The following is a 26226-nucleotide window of genomic DNA, read 5'->3' as shown; positions in this document are numbered from 1 at the left end:
GGTCATCGTGGCGATGTCCTTTCGAGAGAGCTTTGCAAGGGTGAACTCGAAGGATCCCACGGTGACCGCGCTGACGTCCCTGACGGTCACGGCCACCGAGGGCTACACCACTATGAGGGACTTAACTTCGACCCGATCTCCAGACAGGTCGCTCCGAACCTCCTCGCGCGAAGCGAAACGCGCGTCACGGTACTCCTGCCGCCGTTCGTCCACTTCTGTCCGCAGCGCTTCTTTGGCGTCGGACTTCGCGGAGTGCTGGCGAATCGCCGTGAGGTAACTGAAATCCACCTCTTCGCCATCGACGCGGCGGATCCAGATACCGATCGCATTGGCCCCGACGAACACGCCGCTCGCATCGCGAGTTCGGCCGATGAAGAACTCCCTGACACCCGGGCCAGCCTTTTCGGCGTGGTCCGGGTGGCGTTCGAGGAGTTCGATGAGCATCCGGTGATGGACCGGGTCCGAGACGGCGTCACCGACCGAGTAGCCGGAGTTCCGTAGGATCCCGCGGAACGCTGCCTCAGCTGCCGAGCGCGTCGGCCAACTGAACGTTTCGAGCACAACCGGGATTCTTGCCATATACAGCACCCTAGAGCGTCACCACCGAGCCCTCACCAAGCGCTTGGGAGGAGACTGCGCGGAGACCTTTGCCCGGCGTGACCGAGCAGAGACTCGTTCGGCAAGTAGCCTCGTTGGATGGGCCTGTCATATGACGACGTTCGGAATCTTCCTCTGCCCGACCTGAGCCTGAACCTGCTCCGGTCGTTGGGCAACGAGCCGAACTTCAACAACCTGATCCAGGGATTCAAGCAGCGAGGCGGATACGACCAGTCTCCGCCCGACCTCGAGGCCATGCTCGCTCGCCTGTCGGATGCGTGGGCATGGCTTGAGTCGCATGCTCTGATTGGCCACTCTTCCAAGAACCCCCAAGGCAGCAGCTGGAGTCGAGTCACGAGCACGGGAAGGGCTCTGCTGGAGGATCCCAACGCGCTCTCGAAGGTCTGGGCGGACGACCGCCTCTCAGGCGGGCTTCATCCGGCGCTGTCGTCTGCACGATCGAACTTCGCGCTCGGTGACTACGAGACGGCTTCGTTCGCGGCGATGAAGGCCGTTGAGGTCGAGGTCCGCCGCGTCGCCGGTTTGCCGAACGAACTCCTTGGAGTGGCCTTGATGAGAAAGGCGTTCGGCCCGAAGGATGGCGTTCTTCGGGATCCAGGAGCAGAGGGCGGCGAACAGCAGGCGACCGCCGATCTTTTCGCCGGCGCCATCGGTGCCTACAAGAATCCGGCCAGCCATCGCACCGTTCGGTTCGACGACGCGGTGGAGGCTGCCGAAGTGATCCAGCTGGCGGATCTGCTTCTCCGTATCGTGCAACGGGCTGACGCGCGGCTGCATCCGTAGGCGCTCACGCGCCCGGCGACTATGCGCAGGCGCACGGGTGTCGCGGTAACCGGCACGTCGACCCAGGCCCAGACCGCGGTCGCGGCCGCGCTGCTGCGGCAGCTGTACGCGATCGTCACCACTTGGGAGTACACCCCAGCAGTGTCTGACAAGGCGTTGAACAGGTCCCGGACGATCCGCAGGCACGGCTTGGTCTTGCCGCGGCTACAAGACGGCATTCTTTACACGGCCACCGGCAGGAGAAGTCAGCCCATCTGAGGCGACCAGTACGGCGATCACCCCGGCTCGTCACTTCTGAGCGAGGCGACGGCGAACAGGCAGGCCGGAGACCGCTGCCATCCCCTGCACCGCAACCAGTCAGCCGGGTCGACCCGTGGCGAACGCTGACATGCGGGCGGCGAGCTGGGCGTCGCGTTCGGCAGCGACGTGCTGGTAGCGCATTGCCATGTTCGGTGTGCTGTGTCCGATCCGCGCCTGGAGTTCGGCGAGGGTGGCTCCCAACTGCGCCGCCAGCGTCGCGCTGGTGTGACGCAGCCCGTGGACCGTCAAGCCGGGCATGTCGATGGCCGCCTTGCCCTTGTTGTGGGCGACCCGGAGGACGCTGTCGTTGAGCGGGGAGTGTCCATCCCTGGCCGGGAACAGCAACGCCTCCCGCTCACGCACCGGCTGGCGCGCCGCCCATTCCCGCAACGCCGGTAGGAGGTGGGGAGGGATGGACACCGACCTGACCCCGGCGTCCGTCTTGGGTGGGCCGATCAGGAGCTGCCCCTTGAGTCTCACGACTGCCTGACGGACATGCACCACACCGATGTCCAGATCCAAGTCGCGCACGCGGAGCCCGCGGACCTCGCCGGAACGCAACCCGCACCAACCGGCCAGCAAAAGCGGTACCCGACGCGCTTCGGGTACGGCAGCCAGGTAGCGGTTGAGCTGGTCGACGGTGAGCACGTCGATCTCGCGGGCGCGTTCCTTCTGGGTGCCCGCCTTCACCCGGCAGGGGCTCACGTCCACGAGCCTCTCCTCGACGGCCTCCTTGAAGATCGACTTGAGCAGCCCATAGGCGTTGGCCTGTTGGGTAGGCGTCGTCCGCATCCCGGCATACCAGGCGGAGATCTCCGCGGCGGTGATCTCGCCCAGAGGCTGGCCGGCGAAGGCCGGGAGGATGGTCAACCTGAGCAGCTTCGCGTACAGCGCCGCCGTGCCGGGTCGAATCCGCCGGCGGGCCACCACAGTGGCGGCGTACTCACCCAGCAGCAGGGGTGCCTCCTCAACCTCCCGGACCTGACGGGCCGGGGGCTCCCACTCGCCGCGACTGATCATCCGTTCCTGGTCGACCAGCCACCCCTCGGCGTCGATCCTGGCGACGAAGGTGATCGGAGCACTGTGCCGGCCACCGTCGGGGCCGGTGTAGCGTGCCCGGAACCGCCCACTCGGCAGCTGGCCGACCTCACCGAAGCCGCGCTTGACCTTGGCCCGTGGTCTACCCATGGTGCGCCCCTCCCGTCACGCTCCGTAACGGGCTCGAGGACGGTCGGGTGGACAGTGGACGACGCCAACTGCGTTCCCCACGACCCGGATGTCGTGGGGTATACGTGGGGAACCGTGGGGAATACGTGGGGAATGGGAGGCCTCTGAAGGCCATCCGTGTCCATGGGAGTCCACAACTGAGAAGGACCGAAGTCCTTGTCAGAGGGGATTTGATGTAGTCAGGGGACCATACATCGTTGTGCGCGAGAGAGGAGTTGAACCTCCACGCCCTTGCGGGCACCGGCACCTGAAGCCGGCGCGTCTGCCATTCCGCCACTCGCGCAACGGGCCTTGCGACCCGACGCCAAAGATTAGCACGGCCTCTGCTGGGTACCGCAAATCGCGGCCGCGGCCTTGTGGGCGATCGGCCACTGATCTCCCGAACTCCACATGCCGACACCAGCCGGTGTCTAGTGTGGATAGACCATCAGTTCCACGTGAAGGAGGACGACCATGCCGGAATGGCCAGTATGGGTGTGGGTGATCATCATCGTCGTGGTGCTCGCGGTGATCATCGCCGCGATCGTTGCGGCGACACGGGGACGCGAGGGCGCGAGGATCGAGCGGGCCGACGACCTGCGCCAACGCGCCCACGAGAACGACCGACTGCTGGCGGCCCGCCAGGAGCGCGCCGAGGACCTGACGACCCGGGCGGAGGCCGTGCGCCAGGACGCCCTGACCGAGACCGAGCGCGCGGAGGAGCTCCGACAGGCCGCAGCGGAGGCGGAGGAGCGGGCGGCTCTCGCCGCCGAGGAGGCGGAACTTCGCGACGACGAGGCCAGGCACAGCCGGCACGCCCTTGATGAGCTGGAGCGCGAGCGCGAGGAGAAGCTGCGCAAAGCTGACGAGATCGACCCGCGCGTGCGCGACTCCGGCCAACACGACGCAGATCACGAACGCCACGCCCCCCAGGACCATGACCGGCGCGACGACGTCCACCTCGACGACGAGGCGGGCCACACCGCTCACCACGACCACGGCACGCCTGACGCCGCGCGCCCAGATCACGACGTGTCCCAGACCGACGGGCATCGTGAGCAGCGCGGGCATCGCGGCGTCGGCGACATCGCTGACGACGACGTGCCGCGCGACGAGCACGGCCGCCGGCTCGACCCCTACGGCAACCCTGTCCCCGAAGACCGCTGACCGAGAAGGAGTATTGATATGACCAGCTCGAACGACGACTTCATCGCCGCTCCCTCTAACGAGTTCGCCGATCCCGCGACGCGCCCGGACCCCAGCGCCGCGGCCGTCGCGCCGGATCCCTACGCCCCAGCCGCCTCCAGCCCCGACTCCCCCGAGTCGCCGGACTCCCCCGACTCGCCGGCAAGCCCCGCCAGCCCGCCCGAGCCCGAGCCCCTGGGGTCGGACGCGATGGCCGGGATGGACATCGAGCACGAGCCCGACGCCGACGGTTACTGGCGTGACGAGTTCGGCAACCGGGTGGACCACGAGGGCCGGCGCGTGGACGAGGACGGGAACCCGGTGGGCGCCGACGGCGAGCGCATCGACCCCACCGACGGCCCCATCGGCATCGTGCCGCCGATCCCGCCGAACACGCGCTGACCGCCACAGCCGGCGCCGGTCACGCGAAGCGCCCGACCCTCGGGAGGGTCGGGCGCTTCCCGTGTCGTTTCGACGTCGATCAGGGAACGACGTACCCCGCGGCGCGGTACAGCTCGTACCACTCCGGCCGGGTCAGCGCGACGTCCGCGCCTGCCGCGGACCAGGTCACGCGCTCCGGCGTCGTCGTCCCCAGCACCACCTGCATGTTGGCCGGGTGGCGGGTGATCCACGCAGTGGCGATCCCCTCGGGCCGGACGTCGTACTTCGCCGCCAGCCGGTCGATGACCGCGTTGAGTTCGGGGTAGTCCGGGTTGCCGAGGAAGACCCCGGTGAAGAACCCCGCTTGGAACGGCGACCAGGCCTGGACGGTGATGTCGTTGAGGCGGCAGTAGTCGACGATGCCGAGGTCGCGCGAGATGGACTGGTCGAGACCTGCCATGTTGGCCGCGACGCCCTGCGCCACGATCGGCGCGTGCGTGATCGACAGCTGGAGCTGGTTCGCGACGATGGGCTGCGTCACGTAGCGCTTGAGCAGGTCGATCTGGCCGGGCGTGTGGTTCGAGACGCCGAAGTGCCGCACCTTTCCGGCGGCCGACAGCTCGTCGAACGCCCGTGCGACCTCCTCGGGCTCCACCAGCGCGTCGGGGCGGTGCAGCAGCAGGACGTCGATGTAGTCGGTGTCCAGTGCGCGCAGCGATCCGTCGACCTGAGCCACCAGGTGTTCATAGGAGAAATCGAAGTACGGTCCGTCCTTGACGATGCCGGCCTTGGTCTGGAGCGTGATCTCCTCGCGCTCCGCCCGGGAGAGCCGAAGCGCCTCGGCGAAGCGCGTCTCGCAGCCGTGGTACGCACCGTCGCCGTAGATGTCGGCGTGGTCGAAGAAGTCGACCCCCGCCTCACGCGAGGCGTCGTACAGGGCGCGCACCTCGTCGTCGGTCTTGTCCTGGATGCGCATCACGCCGGTGACCACCGCTGGCACGGAAAGATCGGTGGGGCCGAGGTTGAACGTCTTCATCGTCGCTTCCTTCATCGGGTCGTCGCGCGGCCCGCTGGCCGGGCTCCCTTCGAGCCTAGTCCTGGCTCCGCCGCCGGGGCGGTAGACGCCCGGATCACGAGCCGGGTGGCGAGGCGGACGTGCCCGGTCTCGACGGCGCGACCCGACCGGATGTCCAGCAGGCGCCGCACAGCGGCCGCGCCCATGCGCTGCAGGGGCTGGTGCACCGTCGTCAGCCCCGGGACGGCCAGCCCGGCGAGGAAGGTGTCGTCGAAGCCCACGACGCTCAGCTCCTCCGGGACCGCGATGCCCCGCTGGCGGGCGGCCTCGCAGACTCCCATGGCCGCGGGATCACACGGCGCGAAGATCGCGGTCGGGCGCTGACCCTCGGGGAGGGCCAGGAGGCGCTGGGCCGCCTCGAAACCCTCCTCGTGCGTGTAGCCGCCCGGGACGACGAGCGTGGAGTCCATGGGGACCGCGTTCATGTGCAGCGCTGACACGTACCCGTGGAGACGCTCGGAGGCGGGGACCGACTCGGACGGCCCCTGGATGAACCCGATCCGGCGGTGCCCCAGCTCGATGAGGTGCTGCGTGGCCTCGACGCCGCCGTTCCAGTTGGTGGCCCCGATGCTCATGACCGACGGCGGGAGCGCGTTCGCCGGATCGATCGCCACGAGGGGCAGCCCGAGCTCGCGCACCTTGGCGAGTTGATGCTCTGAGAGGCGCGCCGTCAGGACGATGACGCCGAGGAAGCCCTTGGCCTTGATGAGCTGGAGCCAGTCGTCGCCCAGCGGCACGGGGGTGGGGGTCGCCGGCGCGGATTCCGGCACGTAGAAGGTGCTGAGCGCCACCCCGTGCGACATCGACGTGGTGATCGCTCCCTTGAGGATCTCGAGGGTGTAGCTGGTCGAGAGGTCGTCGGCAACGAGGGCGATCTGCGGGTACGGCGTCGACTCCACCGACACCGGCTCGTACCCCAGCTCGTCCACGGCAGCGAGCACGCGACGCCGTGTCTCGGCCGACACCCCGCCCCGGTCGTTGAGGGCCTTGGAGGCCGTCGCGTTAGACACACCCGCGTGTCGCGCAACGTCCTGCAGCCGCACCGCCTTGCCCGTTCTCACGCGCCACAGCCTAGCAGCGAAAAGTTTCGCCCACTTCTTAACGAACCGATAACCACTATTTGGTTGCTCTTGCAGACTAATTGTGGTTACGCTTATGCTCGACATCGTCAGTCAGAGTTTCACGAAAAGTTTCGTGAACAAGATTCGGAGGATCAACGATGACCCGTGCACTGCCCAAGCTCACCGCGCTCGTCGCCGGCGCAGCGCTCGCCCTGTCCGCCTGCGGCGGAACGACGGAAGAGGCCACCGACGGCGCGTCGGCCCCGGCCTCCGGCGGCGGCGACGTCACCCTCACGTGGTGGCACAACTCCAACACCGGTGAAGGCAAGGACTACTACGACAAGGTCGCTGCCGACTTCGAGGCCGCGAACCCCGGCGTCACCATCGACGTGCAGGCCATGCAGCACGAAGACATGGTCACCAAGCTCGAGGCCGCCTGGCAGAGCGGCGACGTTCCGGACATCTACATGGAGCGTGGCGGCGGCGAGCTGGCCGACAAGGTTGAGGCCGGCCTGGTGAAGGACCTCAGCGAAGCCGCCGGCGAGACCGTCGAGAAGCTCGGCGGCTCCGTCAACGGCTGGACCGTCGACGGCAAGACCTACGGCCTGCCCTTCTCGATGGGCGTCGTCGGCTTCTGGTACAACACCGAGCTCTTCGAGCAGGCCGGCATCACCGAGGCGCCCACCACCATGGAGGACCTCTACGCCGCCATCGACAAGCTGAAGGCCGCGGGCATCGACCCGATCTCCGTCGGCGCCGGCGACAAGTGGCCCGCCGCGCACTACTGGTACTACTTCGCGCTGCGCGAGTGCTCGGAGGAGGTGCTCTCCGATGCCGTGACGAGCCTGGACTTCACCGACCAGTGCTTCGTGCGGGCCGGCGAGGACCTGGCCGAGCTCGTGGGCAAGGAGCCGTTCAACCCCGGCTTCCTGACCACCCCGGCGCAGTCCGGCCCGACCAGCGCCTCCGGCCTCCTGGCCACCCGCAAGGTCGCCATGGAGCTGGCCGGCCACTGGGAGCCCGGCGTCATGCAGGGCCTGACCGAAGACGAGCAGGGCCTCGGCGAGGCGACCGGCTGGTTCGCCTTCCCGGAGGTCGAGGGCGGCGAGGGTGACCAGAGCGCCGCGCTCGGTGGCGGCGACGCGTGGGCCGTCCCGGCCGACGCCCCCGACCAGGCCGTCGACTTCGTCGAGTACCTGCTGTCCGACGAGATCCAGAAGGGCTTCGCCGAACTCGACATGGGCCTGCCGACCAACCCGACCGCGTCGCAGTACGTGGCCGACCCGGCTCTCGCCAAGCTCCTCGAGGTCCGCGATGCGGCCGGCTACGTCCAGCTGTACTTCGACACCGCCTTCGGCACCTCCGTCGGTGGCGCCATGAACGACGAGATCGCACTCGCTTTCGCCGGTCAGGCCACCGCCCAGGAGATCGTCGACGCCACCCAGTCGGCCGCGGACGCGGAGAAGTAACCCATGACCGACGCCACCACCACGCGCAAGCGGGCGGCGGCCGCGGTCACCACAGCAGGTGAGGGCGGGCGCGCCAAGCGCTCGCCCTCACCGCGCTCCACGCGGTCCGTCAACTGGAGGATGGGGCTGGAGATCGCCGTCTTCGTCCTCCCCGCCCTCGTCCTGTTCTTCATGTTCGTCGTGTGGCCCATGCTGCGCGCCGTCCAGTTCTCGGTGTACCGCTGGAAGGGCTTCGGCCCGCTGACCGACTTCGTCGGTCTCCGCAACTACATCTCGGTCCTCACCAACGACGTCTTCCTCGGCGCGCTTGGCCACAACCTGTTCATCGTCGTCGCCTCGGTGGCCATTCAGCTGCCGCTGGGCATCGCGGTCGCGCTGCTGCTGAACCGCAAGATGAAGTTCCAGGGGCTGCTGCGCACCATCGTCTTCATCCCCTACATCCTCGCCGAGGTCATCGCCGGCGTCGTCTGGTTCCAGCTGCTCCAGCCCCGTTACGGCGTCATCGACTCCATCCTCGCCGGCCTCGGCATCCAGGGGCCCGCCCAGGGCTTCCTCGGAACGCCGGACCTGGCCCTGTGGACCGTCATGGTCGTGCTCACCTGGAAGTACCTGGGCTTCGCGATCATCCTGTTCCTCGCCGGCCTGCAGGGCGTCCCGCAGGAGCTGGACGAGGCCGCCCAGATCGACGGCGCCTCCTGGTGGCAGACCCAGCGCTACATCACCATCCCGCTGCTCGGCCCCACCCTGCGGACCTGGGCCTTCCTGTCCATGGTCGGCGCCCTCCAACTCTTCGACATGGTGTGGATCCTCACCGGCGGCGGCCCCGCCAACGCCACCACGACCATGGCCACGTTCCTCATCAACGAGGGCACCAAGCGCAGCAACTACGGCATCGCCGGCGCCGCCTCGGTGGTCCTCTTCGTCGTGGCGCTCACGATGGCGCTGCTGTACCAGCGCTTCATCCTCAGCCGCGACACCGCCGACTCCGACAAGCGAAAGGTCCGCCGATGACCTCCGCCACCGCCGCCGCACCGGCCGCGACGCGCCGCCGTCGCCTGGGCACCACCAACCCCGTCGTCTACTTCATCGCGCTCGTCGTCGCGGCGTTCTCGCTGGGCCCGGTGCTGTACTCGATCCTCGGCGGCTTCCGCAGCAACGCCCAGCTCGCCGAGTCCCCGGCCGGGATGCCCGACCCCTGGGTCTGGAGCAACTACGCCGGAGTCCTCACCAACCCGAACTTCTGGCGCTACGGCCTCAACTCCATGATCATCGCGCTCCTGACGACCGCCGTCGTCGTGGTGTTCGGCCTCATGGCGGCCTACCCGCTGTCGCGCTACCAGTTCCCCGGCCGCGAGAAGATCTACATGATCTTCGTCCTCGGGCTGCTGTTCCCCGCCACAGTCGCGGTGATCCCGCTGTTCATCATCATCAGCAAGGACCTCGGGATGAGCAACACCTGGTGGGGCGTCGCGCTCCCCCAGGCCGCGTTCGCCCTGCCGACCACGATCGTCATCCTGCGCCCGTTCCTCCAAGCCATCCCCGGCGAACTGGAGGAGGCCGCCATGATCGACGGCGCCAGCCGCATGAGCGTGTTCACCCGCATCATGGTGCCGCTGTCGGCACCCGGCCTCATCACCGTCGGCGTCCTCGCGTTCGTCGGCTCGTGGAACGCCTACCTGCTGCCGCTGCTGCTGCTCCAGGGCGACATGCGCACCCTGCCGCTGGGCGTGGCCGACTTCTCCACCGAGCACTCCTCCGACACCGCGGGCGTCTTCGCGTTCACCACGCTCAGCATGATCCCCGCGATGGTCTTCTTCCTCACCATGCAGCGCCGCATCGTCGGCGGTCTCCAAGGCGCGGTCAAGGGCTGAGCCCACATCCGCGCGGAAAAGAACCTCCCATGACCTGGACCGATTCCACCCTGCCCATCGACGAGCGCCTCGACGCCCTCATGGACGAGCTCACCCTGACCGACCTCGTCCACCAGCTCGGCTCCTACTGGCACCCCGGCCAGACCGAGGCGCCCGCCCCCGACCCCGACCACCACGACGTCGCCCCCATGGAGAGCGAGTTCTCCCAGGAGCTCAAGCCCTGGACGGAGGCGATCGACGGCGGACTCGGCCACCTCACCCGCGTGTTCGGCACCGACCCCCTCACTGTCCCCGACGGCGTGGCGAAGCTCACCAGCTTCCAGGACGACGTGCGGGCCGCGAACCCCCACCGGATCCCGGCGATCGCGCACGAGGAGTGCCTCACCGGCTTCACCGCCCTGGGCGCCACCGTCTACCCGGCGTCGATCGCCTGGGGCGCCACCTGGCGGCCCGAGCTGATCGAGGAGATGGCCGCCGCCATCGGCGCCGACCTCGCCTCCGTCGGCGTGCAGCAGGGCCTGTCGCCGCTGCTCGACGTCGTGCGGGACTACCGCTGGGGCCGGGTCGAGGAGACCTGCGGCGAGGACCCGTACCTCGTCGGCACGCTCGGCACCGCCTACGTGCGCGGCCTGCAGTCGGCGGGCGTCGTTGCGACCCCGAAGCACTTCGTCGGTTACCCCGCCAGCCGCTCCGGCCGCAACCACGCGCCGGTGTCGATGGGTCGCCGCGAGCTCGAGGACGTTATGCTGCCGCCGTTCGAGATGGCGGTCCGCGTCGGCGGCGCCGGCTCGATCATGAACTCCTACTGCGACATCGACGGACAGCCCGCCGCCGCCTCCCACGAGCTGCTCACCACGGTGCTGCGGGACCGGTGGGGGTTCGAGGGCACCGTCGTGTCCGACTACTGGAGCATCGCGTTCCTCACCCGCATGCACCGCGTCGCCCCCGACGACGCCACGGCCGCCGCCCTGGCACTGCGCGCCGGGCTGGACATCGAACTGCCCTCGACCGGCGCCTACTGGGCCATCGAGGAGGCGATCGGGCGCGGGCTCCTCTCGGAGGACGAGGTCCGCCGCGCCGCGCGGCGCGTGCTCCGGCAGAAGCTGCAGCTCGGGCTCCTCGACGACGGCTGGCAGCCGCCGGCCGACCCCGCCGCCGACCTCGACTCCCCCCGCAACCGCGACATCGCCCGCCGCGTGGCCGAGGAGTCGGTGACGCTGCTGGCCAACGACGGTGTCCTGCCGCTCGCCGAAGGCCGCAAGGTCGCCGTCGTCGGCCCGACGTGGGACGACGTGCGCGCGTTCATGGGCTGCTACTCCTTCCCCAACCACGTCCTCGCCAAGAGTGGGACCGAGACGGGCCTGGACATCCGCAGACTCGACGACGCGCTGCGGGCAGCCCTCGGCGACGACGTCACGTTCGCCACCGGGACCGGCTTCACCTCCGGCACCGACGAGGACCTTGCCGCCGCCGTCGCGGCCGCCGCCGCGGCCGAGGTCGCCGTCGTCACGCTGGGTGACATCGCCGGCATGTTCGGCGAGGGAACCTCCGGCGAGGGCTGCGACGTCGTTGACCTCAAGCTCCCCGGCCGGCAGGGCGAACTCCTCGACGCCGTCCTGGCCACGGGCACGCCCACGATCCTGCTGCTCGTCACCGGCCGGCCGTACGCCCTCGGCGAATACGCCGACCGCTGCGCCGCGATCGTCCAAGCGTTCATGCCCGGCGTCGAGGCGGCCGATGTGCTGGCCGGCGTGCTGACCGGCACGCTCAACCCGTCGGGTCGCCTCCCGATCGCGATCCCGTCGCACCACGGCGGGCAGCCGGGCACCTACCTGGCTCCCCCGCTGGGCTGGTTCTCCAACGGCATCTCGAACCTCGATCCGACGCCGCTGTTCCCGTTCGGCCACGGCATCGGGTACGCCACGTTCGAGCTGAGCGACGCCGCGGTCTCGGCGCCGACGATGCCGGTCGACGGCGTCGTCGAGTACTCCGTGACGGTCACCAACACCGGTGATCGCGACGGCGCCGAGGTGGTGCAGCTCTACTCGAGCGACCCCTGGGCCGAGGTGGTCCGCCCCCTCAAGCAGCTGATCGGCTACCGCAAGGTCGACCTGTCGGCGGGCGAATCCGCGCGCGTGACGTTCGAGGTCCACGCGGACCGGCTGTCCTTCACCGGCGTCGACATGGCCCGCGTCGTCGAGCCCGGCGAGATCCAGCTGTCGGCCGGCCGGTCCTCCGAGGACCGCCTGCCCGCGCTCTCCGTCGAGATGACGGGCGAGCGCCGGGTGGTCGGCGAGGGTCGCGTGCTGGTGACGCCGTCGACGGTGGTGCCGGCATGAGCGCGCGGGTGACGGCCGCGGCCGACCCGGGCCGCTACGGCGCCCGGATGGGCAGCGCGGTGGTGGGCGTCGGTCGTGCCGGCGCGCAGGTCACGGTGCGGCAGACCCGGCACGCCTTCGGGTTCGGCAACATCGGCTTCGACCTCATCGGGCTGGCCAACCGCGAGGACCACTCGATCGAGACGGGCTTCGGGCAGGCACCCGCCGCCCTGGCGGAGACGGTCGCCGAGCGGTGGCTGGAGGTGTTCAACACCGCGACGCTCCCCTTCTACTGGCGCACCTTCGAGCCCGTGGAGGGCGAACCGGACACGGCGCGGCTCCAGGCCGCCGCCCGCTGGTTCGTGGAGCGCGGCGTCACCGTCAAGGGACACCCGCTGGTGTGGCACACGCTCGCGCCGCAGTGGCTGCTCGGGCGCTCCACCGCCGAGGTGCGCCGCCTCATCGAGGCGCGGATCCGGCGGGAGGTGCGCGACTTCGCCGGGCTGATCGGTCTCTGGGACGCCATCAACGAGGTCGTCATCATGCCGGAGTTCACCGCCGAGGAGAACGCCGTGACGCCCCTGGCCCGCGAACTGGGACGGGTGGGGATCGTGCGGCTCGCGTTCGACACCGCCCGTGAGGCCGACCCCACCCTCAAGCTGGTGCTCAACGACTTCAACATGTCGGTCAAGTACGAGCGGCTCATCGAGGAGTGCCTGTCCGCCGGGATCCGGATCGACTCCATCGGCCTGCAGAGCCACATGCACCAGGGCTACTGGGGCGAGGAGCGCACGCTCGAGGTGCTGGAGCGGTTCGCCCGCTTCGGGCTGCCGATCCAGATGTCGGAGACCAGCCTCGTGTCCGGGCACATCATGCCGCCCGAGATCGTGGACCTCAACGACTACCAGATCCCGTCGTGGCCCTCGACCCCCGAGGGGGAGGCGCGGCAGGCGGACGAGGTGTCGCGGCACTACCGGACCCTGGTGGCCCACCCCGCCGTCGAATCGGTGACCTACTGGGGCATCACCGACGCCGGCGCCTGGCTGGGCGCACCCATCGGGTTCCTGCGCGCCGACGGCTCCCCCAAGCCATCGTTCGACGCCCTGCACGGGCTGATCAAGGGCGAGTGGTGGGTTCCGGAGACTCAGGTGGTCGCGGACGACAACGGCGACGTCGTCGTCGAGGGCTTCGCGGGCGACTACGAGCTCGTCGTCGACGGCCGCGTCACGGCCTTCTCGATCGCGGCCGGGGAGCTTCCGACCCCCTGACCTGCACGACACGCCGATGAACTCGACCCCCGGGCCCGTAGCGGGCCTCGGGGGTCGAGTTCGTTGTGCTTTCGTGCTGCCGGCCGACGGCGCCCTAGCCGTGCAGACGCGCCCCGAAGCGCCCCTCAAGAAGCCAGGAGATCTCGGCGATCACGTGCCGCGGGTCTCCGACGTTGAGCGCCTCGATCCCGTGCTCGGTCTCGGCCAGGACCTCGTGGGTCGCGAGCTGGGACCCCAGCATCCGGTCGGTCATGAAGTGGTTCTGCCGCAGCGTGAGCCGCTCGAGGTTCACCTCTTCCGGCAGCACGAGGTGCACGAAGAAGGTCTCCCCCTCGGCCTTGCGCAACACGTCGCGGTACGCCTGCCTCAGCGCGGAACAGGCGACGACGGTGGATCGCCCCTGCGCGGCCTGCTCCGTCATCCAGTCCTGCAGCGACTGCAGCCACGGCCAGCGGTCCTCGTCGGTGAGCGGCTCGCCCGACGCCATCTTCTGCCGGTTGGCGTCGCTGTGGAAGTCGTCGCCCTCGGCGAAGGGCAGGGCGAACACCTCGGCGAGTCCTCGTCCGATGGTGGACTTGCCCGTGCCCGCCACGCCCATGACGACGAGGTGCACCGGCCCTGTCGTGGGAGAGGTCATCGCGCGTCTACCCCGACGCCCAGTGCCTCGCGTCGGGCCGCGACCCTGCGGAGAGTGAGATCCTGCATGGCGCAATGGTAATACTATTGGCGCATGCGGCCCAGTCCACGACGGCAACCGCCGCCCCCCGGTTGCCATGCGCCCGGCGTTCCCCGCGCGTCCATGGCCGACGTCGTCGCCGACCGGCTCGGCGCCGACATCGTCGCCGGCGTGCTGCGACCGGGGGACGGGTTCACGCTGCAGGGCCTCATCGATCGATTCGCGGTCTCGCGCACCGTCGCCCGCGAGGCGATGCGACTCCTCGAAGAGATGTCGCTCGTGGCGGCGCGGCCGCGGATCGGCATCACGGTCCTGCCCCCCGACGCGTGGGACCGCTTCAACCCCCGCCTCATCCGCTGGCGCCTCGACTCGCCGCACCGCGACGAGCAGCTCCGGTCCCTCACCGAGCTCAGGGAGGCCGTCGAGCCGGCGGCGGCCCGGTTGGCCGCCGAGCGCGCGACCCCGGCGGAGCGCGAGCGGCTCGTGCACCTGGCCCACGACCTGCGCGACGCCGCCACGACGATCGACGGGGCCGCCCTGGCGCGCATCGACATCGAGTACCACACCGCTCTGCTGGCCGCCTCCCACAACGAGATGTTCGCCGCGCTGACCGGCGCCGTCGCCGAGGTGCTCGACGGCCGCATCCGCCTCGGCCTGCAGCCCAGCCCGCCCGAGGCCGACGCCCTCGACCTGCACCTGCTGCTCGCGAGGTCCGTGGCGGACGGCGACCGCGCGGCAGCCGAACGGCACGCCCGGGCCCTGGTCCACGAGGTCCGCGACGCCCTCGCCCGGCGATGACCGGGGTGTAACCTCCGCCCCATGCGTGTCGCCTTCATCTCGCTCCACACCTCCCCCGCCGAGCGTGCCGGTACGGCCGATGCCGGCGGGATGAACGTGCTGATCCGGGCCCTGGCCATCGCGCTGCGGCAGGCGGGGATCGACGTGGAGTTCTTCACGCGCCGCTCGTCGCCGGGCCAGCCGGCCACGCACGTGCTGGAGGACGGGATCGTGCTCCACCACGTCGACGCCGGACCGCCCCGGCCCCTGCCGAAGAGCCAAATCGACCAGCACATCGACGAGTTCCGCGCCAACCTAGGATCCCTCGACCGCTTCGACCTCGTGCACTCCCACCACTGGATGTCCGGCGTCGCGGCCATCCCGCTCGCCCGCGAGGCGGGCATCCCGCACCTCATGACCTTCCACTCGGTGGCCGCCCACCCCAACTCCTCGCTCCGCGACGGCGAGCCGGCGGAATCCCCCGCGCGCCTCGACGGCGAGATCTACTGCGCCACGCAGTCCGATCTGATCCTCGCCGTCAGCCGGCACGAAGCCGCGGTCGTCATCGGCCGCTGCCAGGCCGACCCTGAGCAGGTGATGATCGTCCGGCCCGGCGTCGACACCGAGCTGTTCCACCCGGCCGACGGCGAGGTCTGGACGCCGGACCCGCGCGTCGCGCCCGGCTACCTCCTCTTCGCGGCCCGGCTCCAGCCGCTCAAGGCGCCCGATGTCGCCATCCGCGCCCTCGCGCTCCTTCCGGAGGCGGAACGGCCGCACCTCGTGGTGGTCGGCCAGGCGTCCGCGGACTTCGCGGACTACGAGGCGGAACTACACCGCCTCGTCGCAGACCTCGACCTGACCTCCGTCGTCACGTTCCTCCCCGGCCAGGACCGCGAGTCCTTCGCGCGCATCATGAGGCACGCGAGCATCATGCTGGTGCCGTCGCACTCCGAGACTTTCGGGCTGGTCGCGCTGGAGGCGTCGTCCTCGGGCGTCCCGACCCTGGCGGCCGCCGCAGGCGGGCTCACCGAGGCGATCTGCAACGGCCACACCGGCGATCTCGTCCCCACGCACGATCCTCGGGATTGGGCCGAGGCTCTGCTGCGTCTCCTCCGCGACCCGGAGCGGCGCGCGCGCATGGCCGTGACGGCCAGGGAGCGCGCCGAGACGATGACGTGGGCGCACGTGGCGGACCGCACGCTTCAGGCCTACCGACGCGCCATCGCCAACGGGGCGGTCAAGCACGTCACCTTCATCCACGCCCACCCCGACGACGAGACGCTCGCCTCGGGCGCCCTCATCGCGCACCTCGTGGACGAGGGCCTGAAGGTGTCGGTGCTGACGTGCACGCGCGGCGAGATGGGCGCCGTCGTCCCCGGGCCGTTGTCACATCTCGCGGGGACCCCGGCGCTGGAGCAGCGCCGCGAGGCCGAGCTCGCGGGCGCCCTCGACTCCCTGGGCGTCCACGCCCACGCCTATCTCGGCATGCCGCCGGCCCGCGCCGCGGACGAGCCGCGCCGCTACCTCGACTCCGGCATGCGGTGGATCGCCGACGGTGTCGCGGGGCCGGGCGAGCAGGCCGATGAACGGTCCCTGACGTCCGCCGACGAGGCGGAGGCGACCGCGGACATCGCTGCGTTCCTCCGGAAGATGCACACGGATCTGGTCGTCAGCTACGACGACGACGGGGGCTACGGCCACCCGGACCACGTGCGCGCCCACCATCTGAGCCGCGCCGCGGCGGAGGAGGTGGGGATCCCGTTCGCCGCGTTGACCACCAACCGTGAGCTCGCGGCGCGCTGGTTCGACTTGGAGGGGTACCGCCCGCGGGTGGCCAAGGCGCTGCGCCACCACCGGACCCAGCTGACGGTGCACGACGACGACCGCTCGATCACGCACAGCGGCGGCCAGCCGGACACGATCGTCACGTCGACCGGCCTGCGCGGCGAGGTCCCGCACCTGCCGTGAACCCGGGTGGCGTGACGTAACTCACAGCAGTTGCCGATTTCGCCGTCGTCAGCCGTCTTTCAGCCCGCTGCTGTGAGTTGTGTCACGCCGGAACGCCGCGACTCTCCTGTACCGCAACCATCGCGAACACCAGCATCCCGGCCGCGGGTACGACCAGTAGCGCGTACTGCCAGGTGATGACCGCGGCGAGCCCCAGCGCCACCGCGGTCATCACCGCCGCGAACGGATCGCGGGCGAGGCGCCCGGGGGACGAGGCCACCACGGCCCACCACGTCCGCCCAGGCCGCCACGACACGGCCGCGGTCACCACCAGGACGGCGGCAGCCGCCGCCGCGACGCTCAGGACGGCCGCCACCGCCGTCGCCCCGGGGAGCCCGCCGTCGCGCGCGATGGCGAGGTCCAACACGATCAGGAGCGCCACCAGCAGCGACGCCGCCCCGACGACGACGCCCCCGGGCACTGCCCGGCGCACGTCGTCGACGAACTGTCCCACCGTGGCGCTCTCACCGCGCAGGAACCTGCGCAGATGGGACGCGCCGGCCGCGAACGCGGCGGGCCAGGTCACCACCGGCAGGCTCGCGACGGCCACGAGGATGCCGACCCACAGCACCTCGCCCAGCAGCGCGAACTTCGACGCGGCCCCGGGCCAGCGCAGCACGCTCCCGTCCGCTGGCTCGGCGAGCGCGAACCGCGACCTCCGACTCATCCCTTCAGCCCCTGGGTCGAGACCCCCTCGACGAGGAAGCGCTGGAAGATGATGAAGAACAGGAGGATCGGCAGCAGCGCCAGCACCGACACCGCGACCGTGGCGCCGTAGTCCGACGAGCTGGTCTGGTCGTTGAAGACGCGCAGCGCGAGCGGCAGCGGGTAGTTGTCGGGCGAGTTCAGGTAGAGCAGCGGTCCGAGGAAGTCGTTCCAGCTCCAGATGAACGCGAAGATCGACGCCGACACGAGCGCGGGCTTGATCAACGGCAGGATGATCAGCCAGAAGATCCGCCAGTGGCCGCAGCCGTCGATCCGGGCGGCCTCGTCCATGTCGCGCGGCAGGCCGCGGATGAACTGGACGATGAGGAAGACGAAGAACGCCTCCACGGCCAGGAACTTACCCAGCAGCAGCGGGACGAACGTGTCGACCAGATCGAGCCGGCGGAACAGCATGTACTGGGGGATGATCAGGACGTGGAACGGCAGCAGGAGCGTGCCGATCATGACGGCGAACCAGGCCCCGTTGCCCCGGAAGCGGATGCGCGCGAACGCGTAGGCGGCCAGCGAGGCCGAGATGACGATCCCCACCACCGACAGTGACGCCAGGATGAACGAGTTGAGGAAGAACCGCCACAGCGGCACGCCTCCCACGCCCTCCAGCACCTTGAAGTAGTTGCCGATCGTCGGGTTCTCGGGCAGGAACGCCTGGTTGGCGCCAAACTCGGCGGTGGGCTTGAACGACGCCGACACCATCCACGCGAGCGGGTAGAGGATGACCGCGGTGAGGGCCACCATGGCGACGACCCAGGCGACCGTGGTCCACGTGCGCCGGCGGCGGAGGCTGCCGGTGCGGGTGGCGGTCCGGTCGCGGTCGACGGTGGTGGCGCTCATCGCTTGTCTCCCGAGTAGTGCACCCACGAGTTCGAGGTGCGGAACATGATCACCGCGATGATGCCGACGGCGATCAGCAGCACCCAGGCCATCGCCGACGCGTAGCCCATCTGGGTGTTGGTGAAGGCTCGCGTGTAGAGGTAGACGGTGTAGAAGTTGGTCGCGCCCGCCGGTCCCCCGGTGCCCGAGCCAATGATGTAAGCGGAGGCGAAGACCTGGAACGCGTGGATCATCTCCAGCAGCAGGTTGAAGAAGATCACCGGCGACAGCATGGGCAGCGTCACGTTGCGGAACTTGCCCAGCGGGCCGGCGCCGTCGACGGAGGCGGCCTCGTACAGCTCGGCCGGGACCTGCTTGAGGCCCGCCAGGAAGATGACCATGGGGGCGCCGAACTGCCAGACGGCCAGCAGGATCATCATGGGCAGGATGAGGGCCGGGATCCCGACCCAGCCGCCGATGTCGATGCCGAAGATGCGCAGCGAGCTGTCGACGGGGCCACCCGTCGAGAACATGGCGCGCCACACGATGGCGATGCTGACCGAAGCGCCGATGAGCGACGGCGCGTAGAACGCCGACCGGAAGAACCCGGTGCCCTTCGAGCGGTAGTTGAGCAGCATGGCCACGGCCAGGGCGGCCAGCAGCTTGATGGGGGTCCCGACGAGGACGCACAACAGCGTGATCCGGACCGAGCCCCACCACACCTCGTCGTCCATCATGCGGGCGAAGTTGTCGAGGCCGATGAACTCGGTCTTGCCGAAGATGCTGTAGTTCGTGAAGGCCAGATACAGCGAGAAGAGCATGGGCCCGGCGGTCAGGAGGAAGAACCCGATCAGCCAAGGGGTGAGGAACAGATAGCCGGCGGCGTCCTCGCGCCGCTGCAGGGCACGCCTGCGCCGGGGGGCGGGGGTCGAGCCACCCGCCCCGGCGGGTGCGCCGCCACGGGCCCGGTCACGTACGGGGTCCGTGGCGGCGTCCGCCGCGTGGGTCGCGATCGTCATGGGGTGCTCCGTGGTCACCCGAGGATGACGTCGGCCTCGGCGAAGAACTGCTCGACAGCCTCGTCGACGGTGACGGCACCCAGACCGAGGGCCTTGCCGAGATCCCAGAACTTCTGCTCCAGCGCGCCGTAGCCGACGACGGGGACGGGCGGGGCGTCGCCGATGCGGTCAGCGACCGAGTCGAGGAAGTCAGCGACCTGCTTGTCCGGGCCTTCGAGCACGGCGCCGTCGAGCTTGCTGCTGGAGGCGGGGAAGCCCAGCGTCGTGCCGAAGATCTCGCCGGCCTTCTCGCTGTTGACGACATAGTCGAGGAACAGGGCCGCGGCCTCAGGGTGCTCGGTGTCGGCCGAGATGGCCCTCTGCAGACCGGCCTGACGGTAGAGGTCCTTCGCACCCTCCTTGGCGGTGGGCGGCGCGACCATGGCGATCGACTGGGCTCCCGAGTCGGCCAGGTAGCCGCCCAGGAAGTTGCTCCAGCTAGTCTCGCTGACGGTCATGCCCGCGCCGAAGCCGGACTGGGGCGCGATCTCCTCCAGCTTGTTCTGCGGGATGCCGGCGCCGTCACACATCGCGGCTCCGGACTCCCAGAAGGCCTTGAGCTCCTCCTTGGTGAAGCCGAGCTCGCCGTCGTCGGTGTAGAGGTTCTTGCCGTCGGCCCGGAGCGCGAGCTCGAACGTCTGGGTGCGCTGGGTGGAAACTGCCCGGGTGGGGCGCGGACGACGCGGTGTTCGGGCACGCCGGATGGTCCGGCACCGAGTTCTGGATCAACCCGACGGCCGGGCTCGCCTGGACGCTGATGACCAACCGGCCAGAGCGTCCGGGGTTCGACGTGGCCGTCCTCGACCGCATGATCAGGCGGGCCACGGCGGGCTAAAATTGTCCTCACAAGCCGTCGGTCTCCGACGGTTTGATCTCCTCAACGACGCGTCCGAAAGTCTCACCCGAGCTATTGACAGTACAAACGTCACAAACCTAGACTGAGGTCAGCTCGACGATGAGCAACCCGAGAGGATGACGATGGCTGTCGACAAGAGCCGCAACACCGATCCGCGATACTCCCGCCTGACGATCGGCGTCTGCCCCGATCAGTGGGGCGTGTGGTTCCCCGAGGATCCCGCGCAGATCCCGTGGGAGAAGGCGCTCGACGAGATGGCCGAGGCCGGCTTCTCCGTGATGGAGACGGGACCCTTCGGCTACTTCCCGACCGAGCCCAAGCGTCTCCAGGAGGAGATGAGCAAGCGGGGCTTCCGCGTCGTCGCCGGCACCGCGTGGGGCATCCTGCACAAGGAGGAGGCCTGGGCGGACACCGAGCGCACCTTCCGCGCCGTGGGCGAGACCCACGCCGCCGTCGGCGCCGAGTACGTCGTCCACCTGCCCCCCATGTTCCGCGACGAGCACACCGGGGCCTTCACCGACGACCGTCACCTCGACGGCAAGGCCTGGGACCTCTACATCAACAACGCCAACCGCCTCGGCCGCATGATGAAGGAGGACTACGGCCTCCAGATGGTCCTGCACCCGCACGGCGACTCGCACATCGAGACCCGCGAGGACATCGACCGCATCTTCCAGGCCACCGATCCCGAATACGTCGGCTTCTGCCTCGACACGGGCCACATCGTCTACGGCATGGCCGACAACATCGCGCTCATCAAGGACTACCCCGAGCGGATCTCCTACGTCCACATCAAGGCCATGGACCCGAAGCTCGTCAAGCAGGCCCACGATGAGGACTGGCCGTTCGTCAGGGCCGTCAAGGCCGGCTGCTCCGTGGCGCCGCCGGAGGGCGAGCCCGACATGCCCACCCTCGTCGAGGCGCTGGCCGACCTCAACAAGGACCTCTACGTCATCTGCGAGCAGGACATGTACGGCTGCGACCCGTCCTACCCGCTGCCGAACGCCATCAAGACCCGCGAGTACCTGGCCTCCGTCGGCCTCGGCCTCCTCTGACCCGGAAGGATCCACAGGACATGACTCTCCGGATCGGAATGATCGGCCCCGGCGGCATGGGCAAGGCGCACATCGAGCGCATCCACACCGTCATCTCCGGCGGCCGCGTCGTCGCGGTCAGCGACGTGAACCCTGACAATGCGAAGGCCGTCGCCGAGCAGATCGACGGCACCGCCTACGCCACGAGCGCCGAGCTCATCAACTCCCCCGACGTCGACGCGATCATGATCGCCAGCTACGGCCCGGCCCACAAGCCCGACGTCATCGCCGCGATCGAGGCCGGCAAGTACGTCTTCTGCGAGAAGCCGCTCGCCCCCACCGCGGCCGAGTGCGAGGAGATCATGGCGGCCGAGCAGAAGGCCGGCAAGAAGCTCGTCACCGTCGGCTTCATGCGCCGGTTCGACGCCTCGTACCGCGAGATGAAGAAGATCCTCGACGACGGCGAGGTGGGCGAGGCCCTTATGGTGCACTGCGCGCACCGCAACCCGACCGTCCCCGAGATGTACACGTGGGACATGGCCATCAACGACACCGCCATCCACGAGATCGACACCATGCGCTGGCTGCTCGGCGAGGAGTTCGTCTCGGCCCGCGTCGACAAGCCGAAGAAGACCTCGCTGCGCTTCGAGCACCTGCAGGATCCGCTGGTGCTGATCCTCACCTCCGAGTCCGGTGTGCGGGTCGACGACGAGGTGTTCGTCAACTGCCAGTACGGCTACGACATCCAGTGCGAACTGGTGGCCGAACAGGGCGTGGTGCGGCTCGGGGACCAGGAGCTGGTGCACCGCGCCGACAAGCTCGGGCGCCGCAACCGGCTCACGATGGACCACAACCAGCGCTTCGGCCAGGCCTTCGTCACCGAGGTGCAGGAGTGGATCACCGCCGTGTCGCAGGACCGGCACACCGGCTCGGACTCATGGGACGGCTACGCCGCCGCCGTGGTCTGCGACGCCGGGGTCGCCGCACTCACCGCGGACGGCGAAGTTCCGATCACGATGATCGAGCGCCCCGCCCTGTACGCCTGACCTCCACGTATCCGCCCGGGCGCACCCCGGACCGGCCCGCCGCGAGCTGCGGCGTCGCGCCCGGGCGGGCACCCATCCCCCACAGACCCGAGGAGCCCCCATGGTCAAGATCCTGCTCGACCCCTCCATGTACCACCCCCACCTCAGCGTCGCTCAGGAGTGCGAGAAGGCCGCCGACCTCGGCTACGGCTATATCGAGCTGTCGCCGCGCGCCGACTTCCACGAGTGGCACCACTACCCCAAGGTCGACAAGGCGGAGATCGCGCGCGTCAAGAAGGCCATGCAGACCACCGGCGTGAAGATCGAGACGTTCAACCCGGTCTTCAACTGGAGCTCCCCCGACGAGCAGGAGCGCCAGGCCCAGGTCCGCAACTGGCGACGGCTGCTCGAGATCGCCGAGGAGCTCGAGGTGCCGCTCATGGCCACCGAGTTCTCCGGGGACCCGAACCAGCCGCTGAAGAGCGAGCACCAGTTCTACCGGTCCATCGAGGAGCTGATCCCCGACTTCGAGAAGCGTGGCATCGAGTGCGTCGTCGAGGCCCACCCCTACGATTTTGTCGAGACAAACGACCGCGCCGTCCAGGTCGTGCGAGGTGTGGACAAGGACTGGTTCAACTACCAGTTCTGCCTGCCCCATCTGTTCCACCTCTCGCTGGGGAAGAGCAACCCCCGCGAGCTCATGGAGTACGCCGGCGAGCGCCTGCGCCACGTGCACGTCGCGGACGTCTGGAACCACCTGGCCAACGTGGGCAACCGCTACATCATCAACCCTCCGGGCGTAGACGCGCGCATCCATCAGCACAACGAGATCGGCAACGGCGAGGTGCCCTGGGACGAGGTCTTCGGCTACCTACGCGAGGTCGAGTACGACGGCCGCCTGTCGGTCTGCGTGTTCGGCTGGGAGGAGGAAGCCGACGCCATCCACGTCCGGATGCGGGAACGCCTCGAGGCCGAATTTTCACAACGAAGCGATAACAACTGAGCAATTGTCTTGACATAGACAGGACGAACTGGTCATCATTGGCGTGTCGCGAAGATGCGACACTCCCTCCCTGCGGAGTCGCCCGACCACCGCACCCACCACGGAAGAGAGCATTGCAATGAAGCAAGGAATCAAGCTCGCGGGCCTGCTGGCCAGCGCGGCCATCGCCTTGAGCGCCTGCGGCACCACCGCAAGCACCCCCACCACGAGCGCCCCCGCGGGCAGCGACTCCAGCGCCCCCGCCGCCTCCGCCGGCGCGACCGTGACCTTCGCCCCGAGCGAGGTCGTCAAGCCCAACGACGGCGAGAGCCTGAAGATCGGCGTGACCTTCCCCATCCTCGACCAGTTCCTGCAGAAGGTCGCCGACGGCATCGAGGCCCGCGCTGAAGAGGCCGGCGTCGAGGTAACGATCGTGTCCGCGCAGGAGAAGGCCGACACGCAGCTCGGCCAGGTCGAGAACTTCATCTCGCAGGGCGTCGACGGCATCATCGTCATTCCCGTCGACACCGACGCTGCCGGCCCGATGACCCAGAAGGCCCAGGACGCCGAGATCCCCCTGGCCTACGTGAACCGTCGTCCCGCCGACCTCCCGGCCGGCGTTCCCTACGTCGGTTCCGACTCGCTGGTCTCCGGCGTGCTGGAGATGGAGGCTCTCGCTGAGCTCGCCGGCGGCAAGGGCAAGGTCGGCATCATCCAGGGCGACCCGGCCAACGAGGCCGCCCGCCTGCGGACCCAGGGGTGCAAGGACGTCGTCGCCAAGTACCCGGACATGGAGGTCGTGCGCGAGCAGGCCGGCAACTGGTACCGCGAGAAGGGCCTGCAGATCACCGAGAACTGGATCCAGTCCGGTGACGACATCGACATCATCTGCGCCAACAACGACGAGATGGCGCTGGGCGCCATCCAGGCGCTGAAGAACGCCGGCATGCTCGAGGACGTCCTCGTGGGCGGCGTGGACGCCACCGCGGACGCGCTGGCAGCCATGGAGGCCGGTGAGCTCGAGGTGACCGTGTTCCAGGATGCGGCCGGCCAGGGTGCCGGTGGCGTGGACGCCATCATCACCATGTACAACGGCGACGCAGCCCCGGCCGTCATCGACGTGCCATACCAGCTGGTGACGCCGGAGAACATGGCCGACTTCAAGTGACGAACATCGGTGGCCGGGTGCGGTGAACGCCCCGGCCACCGGCTTCGGCAGGGAGGAACGAGATGCAAGAAGTGATTCTGCGGATGCGCGACATCCGCAAGACGTTCCCGGGCGTGGTCGCCCTCGACGGGGTCCAGCTGGACGTGCGCAGCGGCACGGTCCACTCGCTCATGGGCGAGAACGGAGCAGGCAAGTCGACGCTGATGAAGTGCCTCATCGGGATGTACACCCCGGACGCCGGCACCATCGAACTGGCGGGGGACCAGGTCAGCTTCAAGGACACCAAGGATGGCCTGGAACACGGGATCTCGATGATCCACCAGGAGCTCTCCCCCGTGCCGGAGATGATGGTGGCCGAGAACATCTGGCTCGGCCGGGAACAGCGGGGCAAGTTCGGCCTCCTGGACCCGAAGCTCATCATCCGCAAAACGCAGGAACTGTTCGACGAGTGGGACATCAAGATCGATCCCCGCGCGAAGATGAAGGACCTCACCGTCGCGCGGCAGCAGATGGTCGAGATCGCCAAGGCGATCAGCTACGACGCGAAGATCATCATCATGGACGAGCCGACGTCGGCCATCCCTGAGCGCGAGGTCGAGCACCTGCACGGGATGATCAAGCGGCTCACCGACTACGGCGTGGCCATCATCTACATCACCCACAAGATGGACGAGGTCTTCAAGATCTCCAACGACATCACCGTCTTCCGCGACGGCAAGCACGTCGCGTCGGTGCCCGCCAAGGAGCTGACCCGCGACAAGCTGATCCAGCTCATGGTGGGCCGCGAGCTCACCAGCCTGTTCCCCAAGCTGGAGGCCGAGATCGGCGAGGTCGTGCTGTCCGTGCGTAACCTCAACCGCGGCAAGCTCGTGCGCGACGTCAGCTTCGACGTCCGCGCCGGCGAGATCGTGGGCTTCGCGGGCCTCATGGGCGCCGGCCGCACCGAGGTGCTGGAGACCATCTTCGGAATCCACCCGGCCGAGAGCGGCGACATCGAGATCCGGGGGAAGAAGATCCGCATCCGCGAGCCGAAGGACGCCATCGCCGCCAACATCGGCATGCTGACCGAGGACCGCAAGCACAACGGCATCATGGGCGTGCTGTCGGTGCGCGACAACATCACGATCGCCGCCCTCCCGAAGTTCAGCCCCAAGGGCTTCCTCAAGATGGGCGACCTCAAGCGCGTCAGCGAGGAGCAGCGCCAGGCGCTGCGGATCAAGACGCCGAACCTGGAGCAGCTGATCAAGAACCTCTCGGGCGGCAACCAGCAAAAGGCGCTCATCTCGCGCTGGCTGCTCACCGTGCCGGATGTGCTGATGATCGACGAGCCCACCCGCGGCATCGACGTCGGCGCCAAGAGCGAGATCCACCGCCTCATGTCGCAGCTTGCGCAGCAGGGCAAGGCCATCATCATGGTCTCCTCCGAGCTCCCCGAGGTCCTCGGGATGAGCGACCGGGTCATCGTCATGCACGAGGGCCGTATCTCCGGCGAGCTGTCCCGTGCGGACGCGAACCAGGAATCCATCATGCATCTGGCCACCGGCGGCGACGCGGCCGCCGCCTAGGAAGGAA

General features: G+C 69.0%; 24 protein-coding genes, 1 tRNA gene and 1 pseudogene. 16 read left to right on the top strand and 10 right to left on the bottom strand.

The features are described from left to right. Positions 1-102: 102 nt before the first annotated feature. Complete coding sequence (locus BCR15_RS09770) at positions 103-579, bottom strand: DCL family protein (protein WP_083196596.1); 477 nt, start codon at positions 577-579, stop codon at positions 103-105. 117 nt (positions 580-696) lie between these two features. Here BCR15_RS09770 and BCR15_RS09765 point away from each other — a divergent pair, with 117 nt between their 5' ends. Continuing rightward, on the top strand, positions 697-1401 hold the full coding sequence (locus BCR15_RS09765) for a TIGR02391 family protein (RefSeq protein ID WP_068752000.1): 705 nt from the start codon (positions 697-699) through the stop codon (positions 1399-1401). A gap of 357 nt (positions 1402-1758) precedes the next feature. Here the strand turns inward: BCR15_RS09765 and BCR15_RS09755 are convergent, their stop codons facing one another. After that, positions 1759-2889: a tyrosine-type recombinase/integrase gene (locus tag BCR15_RS09755; RefSeq protein ID WP_068751998.1), complete on the bottom strand. Its 1131-nt coding sequence runs from the start codon at positions 2887-2889 to the stop codon at positions 1759-1761. Positions 2890-3128: 239 nt separating this feature from the next. Next, positions 3129-3211, bottom strand: a tRNA-Leu gene (locus BCR15_RS09750). A 170-nt stretch (positions 3212-3381) separates the two neighbouring features. On the opposite strand from BCR15_RS09750, the gene BCR15_RS09745 reads away from it, so the two are divergent. Then, positions 3382-4074 carry a hypothetical protein gene (locus BCR15_RS09745; protein WP_141680100.1) on the top strand — a complete coding sequence of 231 codons (693 nt, stop codon included), beginning with the start codon at positions 3382-3384 and terminating at the stop codon, positions 4072-4074. An 18-nt stretch (positions 4075-4092) separates the two neighbouring features. Further along, entirely contained in the window at positions 4093-4494 is a 402-nt protein-coding gene (locus BCR15_RS09740) for a hypothetical protein (RefSeq protein ID WP_068751996.1), read from the top strand. A gap of 79 nt (positions 4495-4573) precedes the next feature. Here BCR15_RS09740 and BCR15_RS09735 read toward each other — a convergent pair whose 3' ends face one another. Continuing rightward, positions 4574-5509 (bottom strand): aldo/keto reductase, encoded by a 936-nt coding sequence (locus tag BCR15_RS09735; protein WP_068751995.1) that lies wholly within the window; start codon positions 5507-5509, stop codon positions 4574-4576. A gap of 11 nt (positions 5510-5520) precedes the next feature. Next, positions 5521-6609 (bottom strand): LacI family DNA-binding transcriptional regulator, encoded by a 1089-nt coding sequence (locus BCR15_RS09730; RefSeq protein ID WP_068751994.1) that lies wholly within the window; start codon positions 6607-6609, stop codon positions 5521-5523. A gap of 158 nt (positions 6610-6767) precedes the next feature. Between BCR15_RS09730 and BCR15_RS09725 the strand changes: the two genes are divergently transcribed. The 5 genes from BCR15_RS09725 to BCR15_RS09705 are packed head-to-tail and all read left to right on the top strand — an operon-like array spanning position 6768 to position 13535. Then, on the top strand, positions 6768-8078 hold the full coding sequence (locus tag BCR15_RS09725; RefSeq protein ID WP_068751993.1) for an extracellular solute-binding protein: 1311 nt from the start codon (positions 6768-6770) through the stop codon (positions 8076-8078). Positions 8079-8081: 3 nt separating this feature from the next. Beyond that, a complete protein-coding gene (locus tag BCR15_RS09720) occupies positions 8082-9089 on the top strand; it encodes a carbohydrate ABC transporter permease (protein ID WP_068751992.1) in 1008 nt (335 codons plus the stop codon). Further along, entirely contained in the window at positions 9086-9949 is an 864-nt protein-coding gene (locus tag BCR15_RS09715) for a carbohydrate ABC transporter permease (RefSeq protein ID WP_068751991.1), read from the top strand. Before BCR15_RS09720 ends, BCR15_RS09715 begins: the two co-directional genes overlap by 4 nt. Before the next feature lie 29 nt (positions 9950-9978). Beyond that, positions 9979-12288, top strand: coding sequence for a glycoside hydrolase family 3 N-terminal domain-containing protein (locus BCR15_RS09710; RefSeq protein ID WP_068751990.1), 2310 nt, complete (start codon positions 9979-9981; stop codon positions 12286-12288). After that, positions 12285-13535 carry an endo-1,4-beta-xylanase gene (locus BCR15_RS09705; protein WP_068751989.1) on the top strand — a complete coding sequence of 417 codons (1251 nt, stop codon included), beginning with the start codon at positions 12285-12287 and terminating at the stop codon, positions 13533-13535. Before BCR15_RS09710 ends, BCR15_RS09705 begins: the two co-directional genes overlap by 4 nt. Before the next feature lie 94 nt (positions 13536-13629). Here BCR15_RS09705 and BCR15_RS09700 read toward each other — a convergent pair whose 3' ends face one another. Beyond that, on the bottom strand, positions 13630-14172 hold the full coding sequence (locus BCR15_RS09700) for a gluconokinase (RefSeq protein WP_068751988.1): 543 nt from the start codon (positions 14170-14172) through the stop codon (positions 13630-13632). Positions 14173-14334: 162 nt separating this feature from the next. Between BCR15_RS09700 and BCR15_RS09695 the strand changes: the two genes are divergently transcribed. After that, entirely contained in the window at positions 14335-15009 is a 675-nt protein-coding gene (locus BCR15_RS09695; protein WP_068751987.1) for a FadR/GntR family transcriptional regulator, read from the top strand. A 21-nt stretch (positions 15010-15030) separates the two neighbouring features. After that, positions 15031-16956, top strand: a complete 1926-nt coding sequence (locus tag BCR15_RS09690; protein ID WP_068751986.1) for a glycosyltransferase — start codon at positions 15031-15033, stop codon at positions 16954-16956. Between the two features lie 82 nt (positions 16957-17038). Here BCR15_RS09690 and BCR15_RS14945 read toward each other — a convergent pair whose 3' ends face one another. Genes BCR15_RS14945 through BCR15_RS09670 form a run of 4 tightly spaced genes read right to left on the bottom strand, consistent with a single transcriptional unit; the run spans position 17039 to position 20119 of the window. Continuing rightward, entirely contained in the window at positions 17039-17662 is a 624-nt protein-coding gene (locus BCR15_RS14945) for a hypothetical protein (RefSeq protein ID WP_078919973.1), read from the bottom strand. Beyond that, entirely contained in the window at positions 17659-18552 is an 894-nt protein-coding gene (locus tag BCR15_RS09680; protein WP_068751985.1) for a carbohydrate ABC transporter permease, read from the bottom strand. The genes BCR15_RS14945 and BCR15_RS09680 overlap by 4 nt, the downstream gene beginning before the upstream one ends. Continuing rightward, positions 18549-19550, bottom strand: coding sequence for a carbohydrate ABC transporter permease (locus BCR15_RS09675; protein WP_068751984.1), 1002 nt, complete (start codon positions 19548-19550; stop codon positions 18549-18551). Before BCR15_RS09675 ends, BCR15_RS09680 begins: the two co-directional genes overlap by 4 nt. 14 nt (positions 19551-19564) lie before the next feature. Then, positions 19565-20119 carry a type 2 periplasmic-binding domain-containing protein gene (locus BCR15_RS09670; RefSeq protein ID WP_197971742.1) on the bottom strand — a complete coding sequence of 185 codons (555 nt, stop codon included), beginning with the start codon at positions 20117-20119 and terminating at the stop codon, positions 19565-19567. Between the two features lie 125 nt (positions 20120-20244). On the opposite strand from BCR15_RS09670, the pseudogene BCR15_RS14655 reads away from it, so the two are divergent. From BCR15_RS14655 to BCR15_RS09645, 6 genes and pseudogenes are all read left to right on the top strand, one after another. Continuing rightward, positions 20245-20424, top strand: a pseudogene (locus tag BCR15_RS14655) (hypothetical protein); the annotation flags it as partial. A gap of 143 nt (positions 20425-20567) precedes the next feature. Further along, complete coding sequence (locus BCR15_RS09665) at positions 20568-21500, top strand: TIM barrel protein (protein ID WP_068751983.1); 933 nt, start codon at positions 20568-20570, stop codon at positions 21498-21500. A 20-nt stretch (positions 21501-21520) separates the two neighbouring features. Continuing rightward, the gene (locus BCR15_RS09660; protein ID WP_068751982.1) at positions 21521-22525 is read left to right on the top strand and encodes a Gfo/Idh/MocA family protein; all 1005 of its coding nucleotides are present in this window, start codon (positions 21521-21523) and stop codon (positions 22523-22525) included. Between the two features lie 100 nt (positions 22526-22625). Next, positions 22626-23507, top strand: coding sequence for a sugar phosphate isomerase/epimerase family protein (locus tag BCR15_RS09655; protein WP_068751981.1), 882 nt, complete (start codon positions 22626-22628; stop codon positions 23505-23507). A gap of 118 nt (positions 23508-23625) precedes the next feature. Beyond that, positions 23626-24654: a sugar ABC transporter substrate-binding protein gene (locus BCR15_RS09650; RefSeq protein ID WP_078919972.1), complete on the top strand. Its 1029-nt coding sequence runs from the start codon at positions 23626-23628 to the stop codon at positions 24652-24654. A gap of 62 nt (positions 24655-24716) precedes the next feature. Next, the gene (locus BCR15_RS09645; RefSeq protein WP_068751980.1) at positions 24717-26219 is read left to right on the top strand and encodes a sugar ABC transporter ATP-binding protein; all 1503 of its coding nucleotides are present in this window, start codon (positions 24717-24719) and stop codon (positions 26217-26219) included. Positions 26220-26226: the final 7 nt, after the last annotated feature.

The organism is Tessaracoccus lapidicaptus, assembly GCF_001693815.1.
In the GTDB taxonomy this organism is placed as follows: domain Bacteria; phylum Actinomycetota; class Actinomycetes; order Propionibacteriales; family Propionibacteriaceae; genus Arachnia; species Arachnia lapidicapta.
Note: the sequence above shows the minus strand (reverse complement) of the source record. Positions and strands in the feature narration are given on the sequence as shown.

Coding starts and splice junctions, on each gene's coding strand:
- BCR15_RS09770 (WP_083196596.1), bottom strand. CDS start 579: ATGGCAAGAATCCCGGTTGTGCTCGAAACGTTCAGTTGGCCGACGCGC.
- BCR15_RS09765 (WP_068752000.1), top strand. CDS start 697: ATGGGCCTGTCATATGACGACGTTCGGAATCTTCCTCTGCCCGACCTG.
- BCR15_RS09755 (WP_068751998.1), bottom strand. CDS start 2,889: ATGGGTAGACCACGGGCCAAGGTCAAGCGCGGCTTCGGTGAGGTCGGC.
- BCR15_RS09745 (WP_141680100.1), top strand. CDS start 3,382: ATGCCGGAATGGCCAGTATGGGTGTGGGTGATCATCATCGTCGTGGTG.
- BCR15_RS09740 (WP_068751996.1), top strand. CDS start 4,093: ATGACCAGCTCGAACGACGACTTCATCGCCGCTCCCTCTAACGAGTTC.
- BCR15_RS09735 (WP_068751995.1), bottom strand. CDS start 5,509: ATGAAGACGTTCAACCTCGGCCCCACCGATCTTTCCGTGCCAGCGGTG.
- BCR15_RS09725 (WP_068751993.1), top strand. CDS start 6,768: ATGACCCGTGCACTGCCCAAGCTCACCGCGCTCGTCGCCGGCGCAGCG.
- BCR15_RS09720 (WP_068751992.1), top strand. CDS start 8,082: ATGACCGACGCCACCACCACGCGCAAGCGGGCGGCGGCCGCGGTCACC.
- BCR15_RS09715 (WP_068751991.1), top strand. CDS start 9,086: ATGACCTCCGCCACCGCCGCCGCACCGGCCGCGACGCGCCGCCGTCGC.
- BCR15_RS09710 (WP_068751990.1), top strand. CDS start 9,979: ATGACCTGGACCGATTCCACCCTGCCCATCGACGAGCGCCTCGACGCC.
- BCR15_RS09705 (WP_068751989.1), top strand. CDS start 12,285: ATGAGCGCGCGGGTGACGGCCGCGGCCGACCCGGGCCGCTACGGCGCC.
- BCR15_RS09700 (WP_068751988.1), bottom strand. CDS start 14,172: ATGACCTCTCCCACGACAGGGCCGGTGCACCTCGTCGTCATGGGCGTG.
- BCR15_RS09695 (WP_068751987.1), top strand. CDS start 14,335: ATGGCCGACGTCGTCGCCGACCGGCTCGGCGCCGACATCGTCGCCGGC.
- BCR15_RS09690 (WP_068751986.1), top strand. CDS start 15,031: ATGCGTGTCGCCTTCATCTCGCTCCACACCTCCCCCGCCGAGCGTGCC.
- BCR15_RS14945 (WP_078919973.1), bottom strand. CDS start 17,662: ATGAGTCGGAGGTCGCGGTTCGCGCTCGCCGAGCCAGCGGACGGGAGC.
- BCR15_RS09680 (WP_068751985.1), bottom strand. CDS start 18,552: ATGAGCGCCACCACCGTCGACCGCGACCGGACCGCCACCCGCACCGGC.
- BCR15_RS09675 (WP_068751984.1), bottom strand. CDS start 19,550: ATGACGATCGCGACCCACGCGGCGGACGCCGCCACGGACCCCGTACGT.
- BCR15_RS09670 (WP_197971742.1), bottom strand. CDS start 20,119: ATGTGTGACGGCGCCGGCATCCCGCAGAACAAGCTGGAGGAGATCGCG.
- BCR15_RS09665 (WP_068751983.1), top strand. CDS start 20,568: ATGGCTGTCGACAAGAGCCGCAACACCGATCCGCGATACTCCCGCCTG.
- BCR15_RS09660 (WP_068751982.1), top strand. CDS start 21,521: ATGACTCTCCGGATCGGAATGATCGGCCCCGGCGGCATGGGCAAGGCG.
- BCR15_RS09655 (WP_068751981.1), top strand. CDS start 22,626: ATGGTCAAGATCCTGCTCGACCCCTCCATGTACCACCCCCACCTCAGC.
- BCR15_RS09650 (WP_078919972.1), top strand. CDS start 23,626: ATGAAGCAAGGAATCAAGCTCGCGGGCCTGCTGGCCAGCGCGGCCATC.
- BCR15_RS09645 (WP_068751980.1), top strand. CDS start 24,717: ATGCAAGAAGTGATTCTGCGGATGCGCGACATCCGCAAGACGTTCCCG.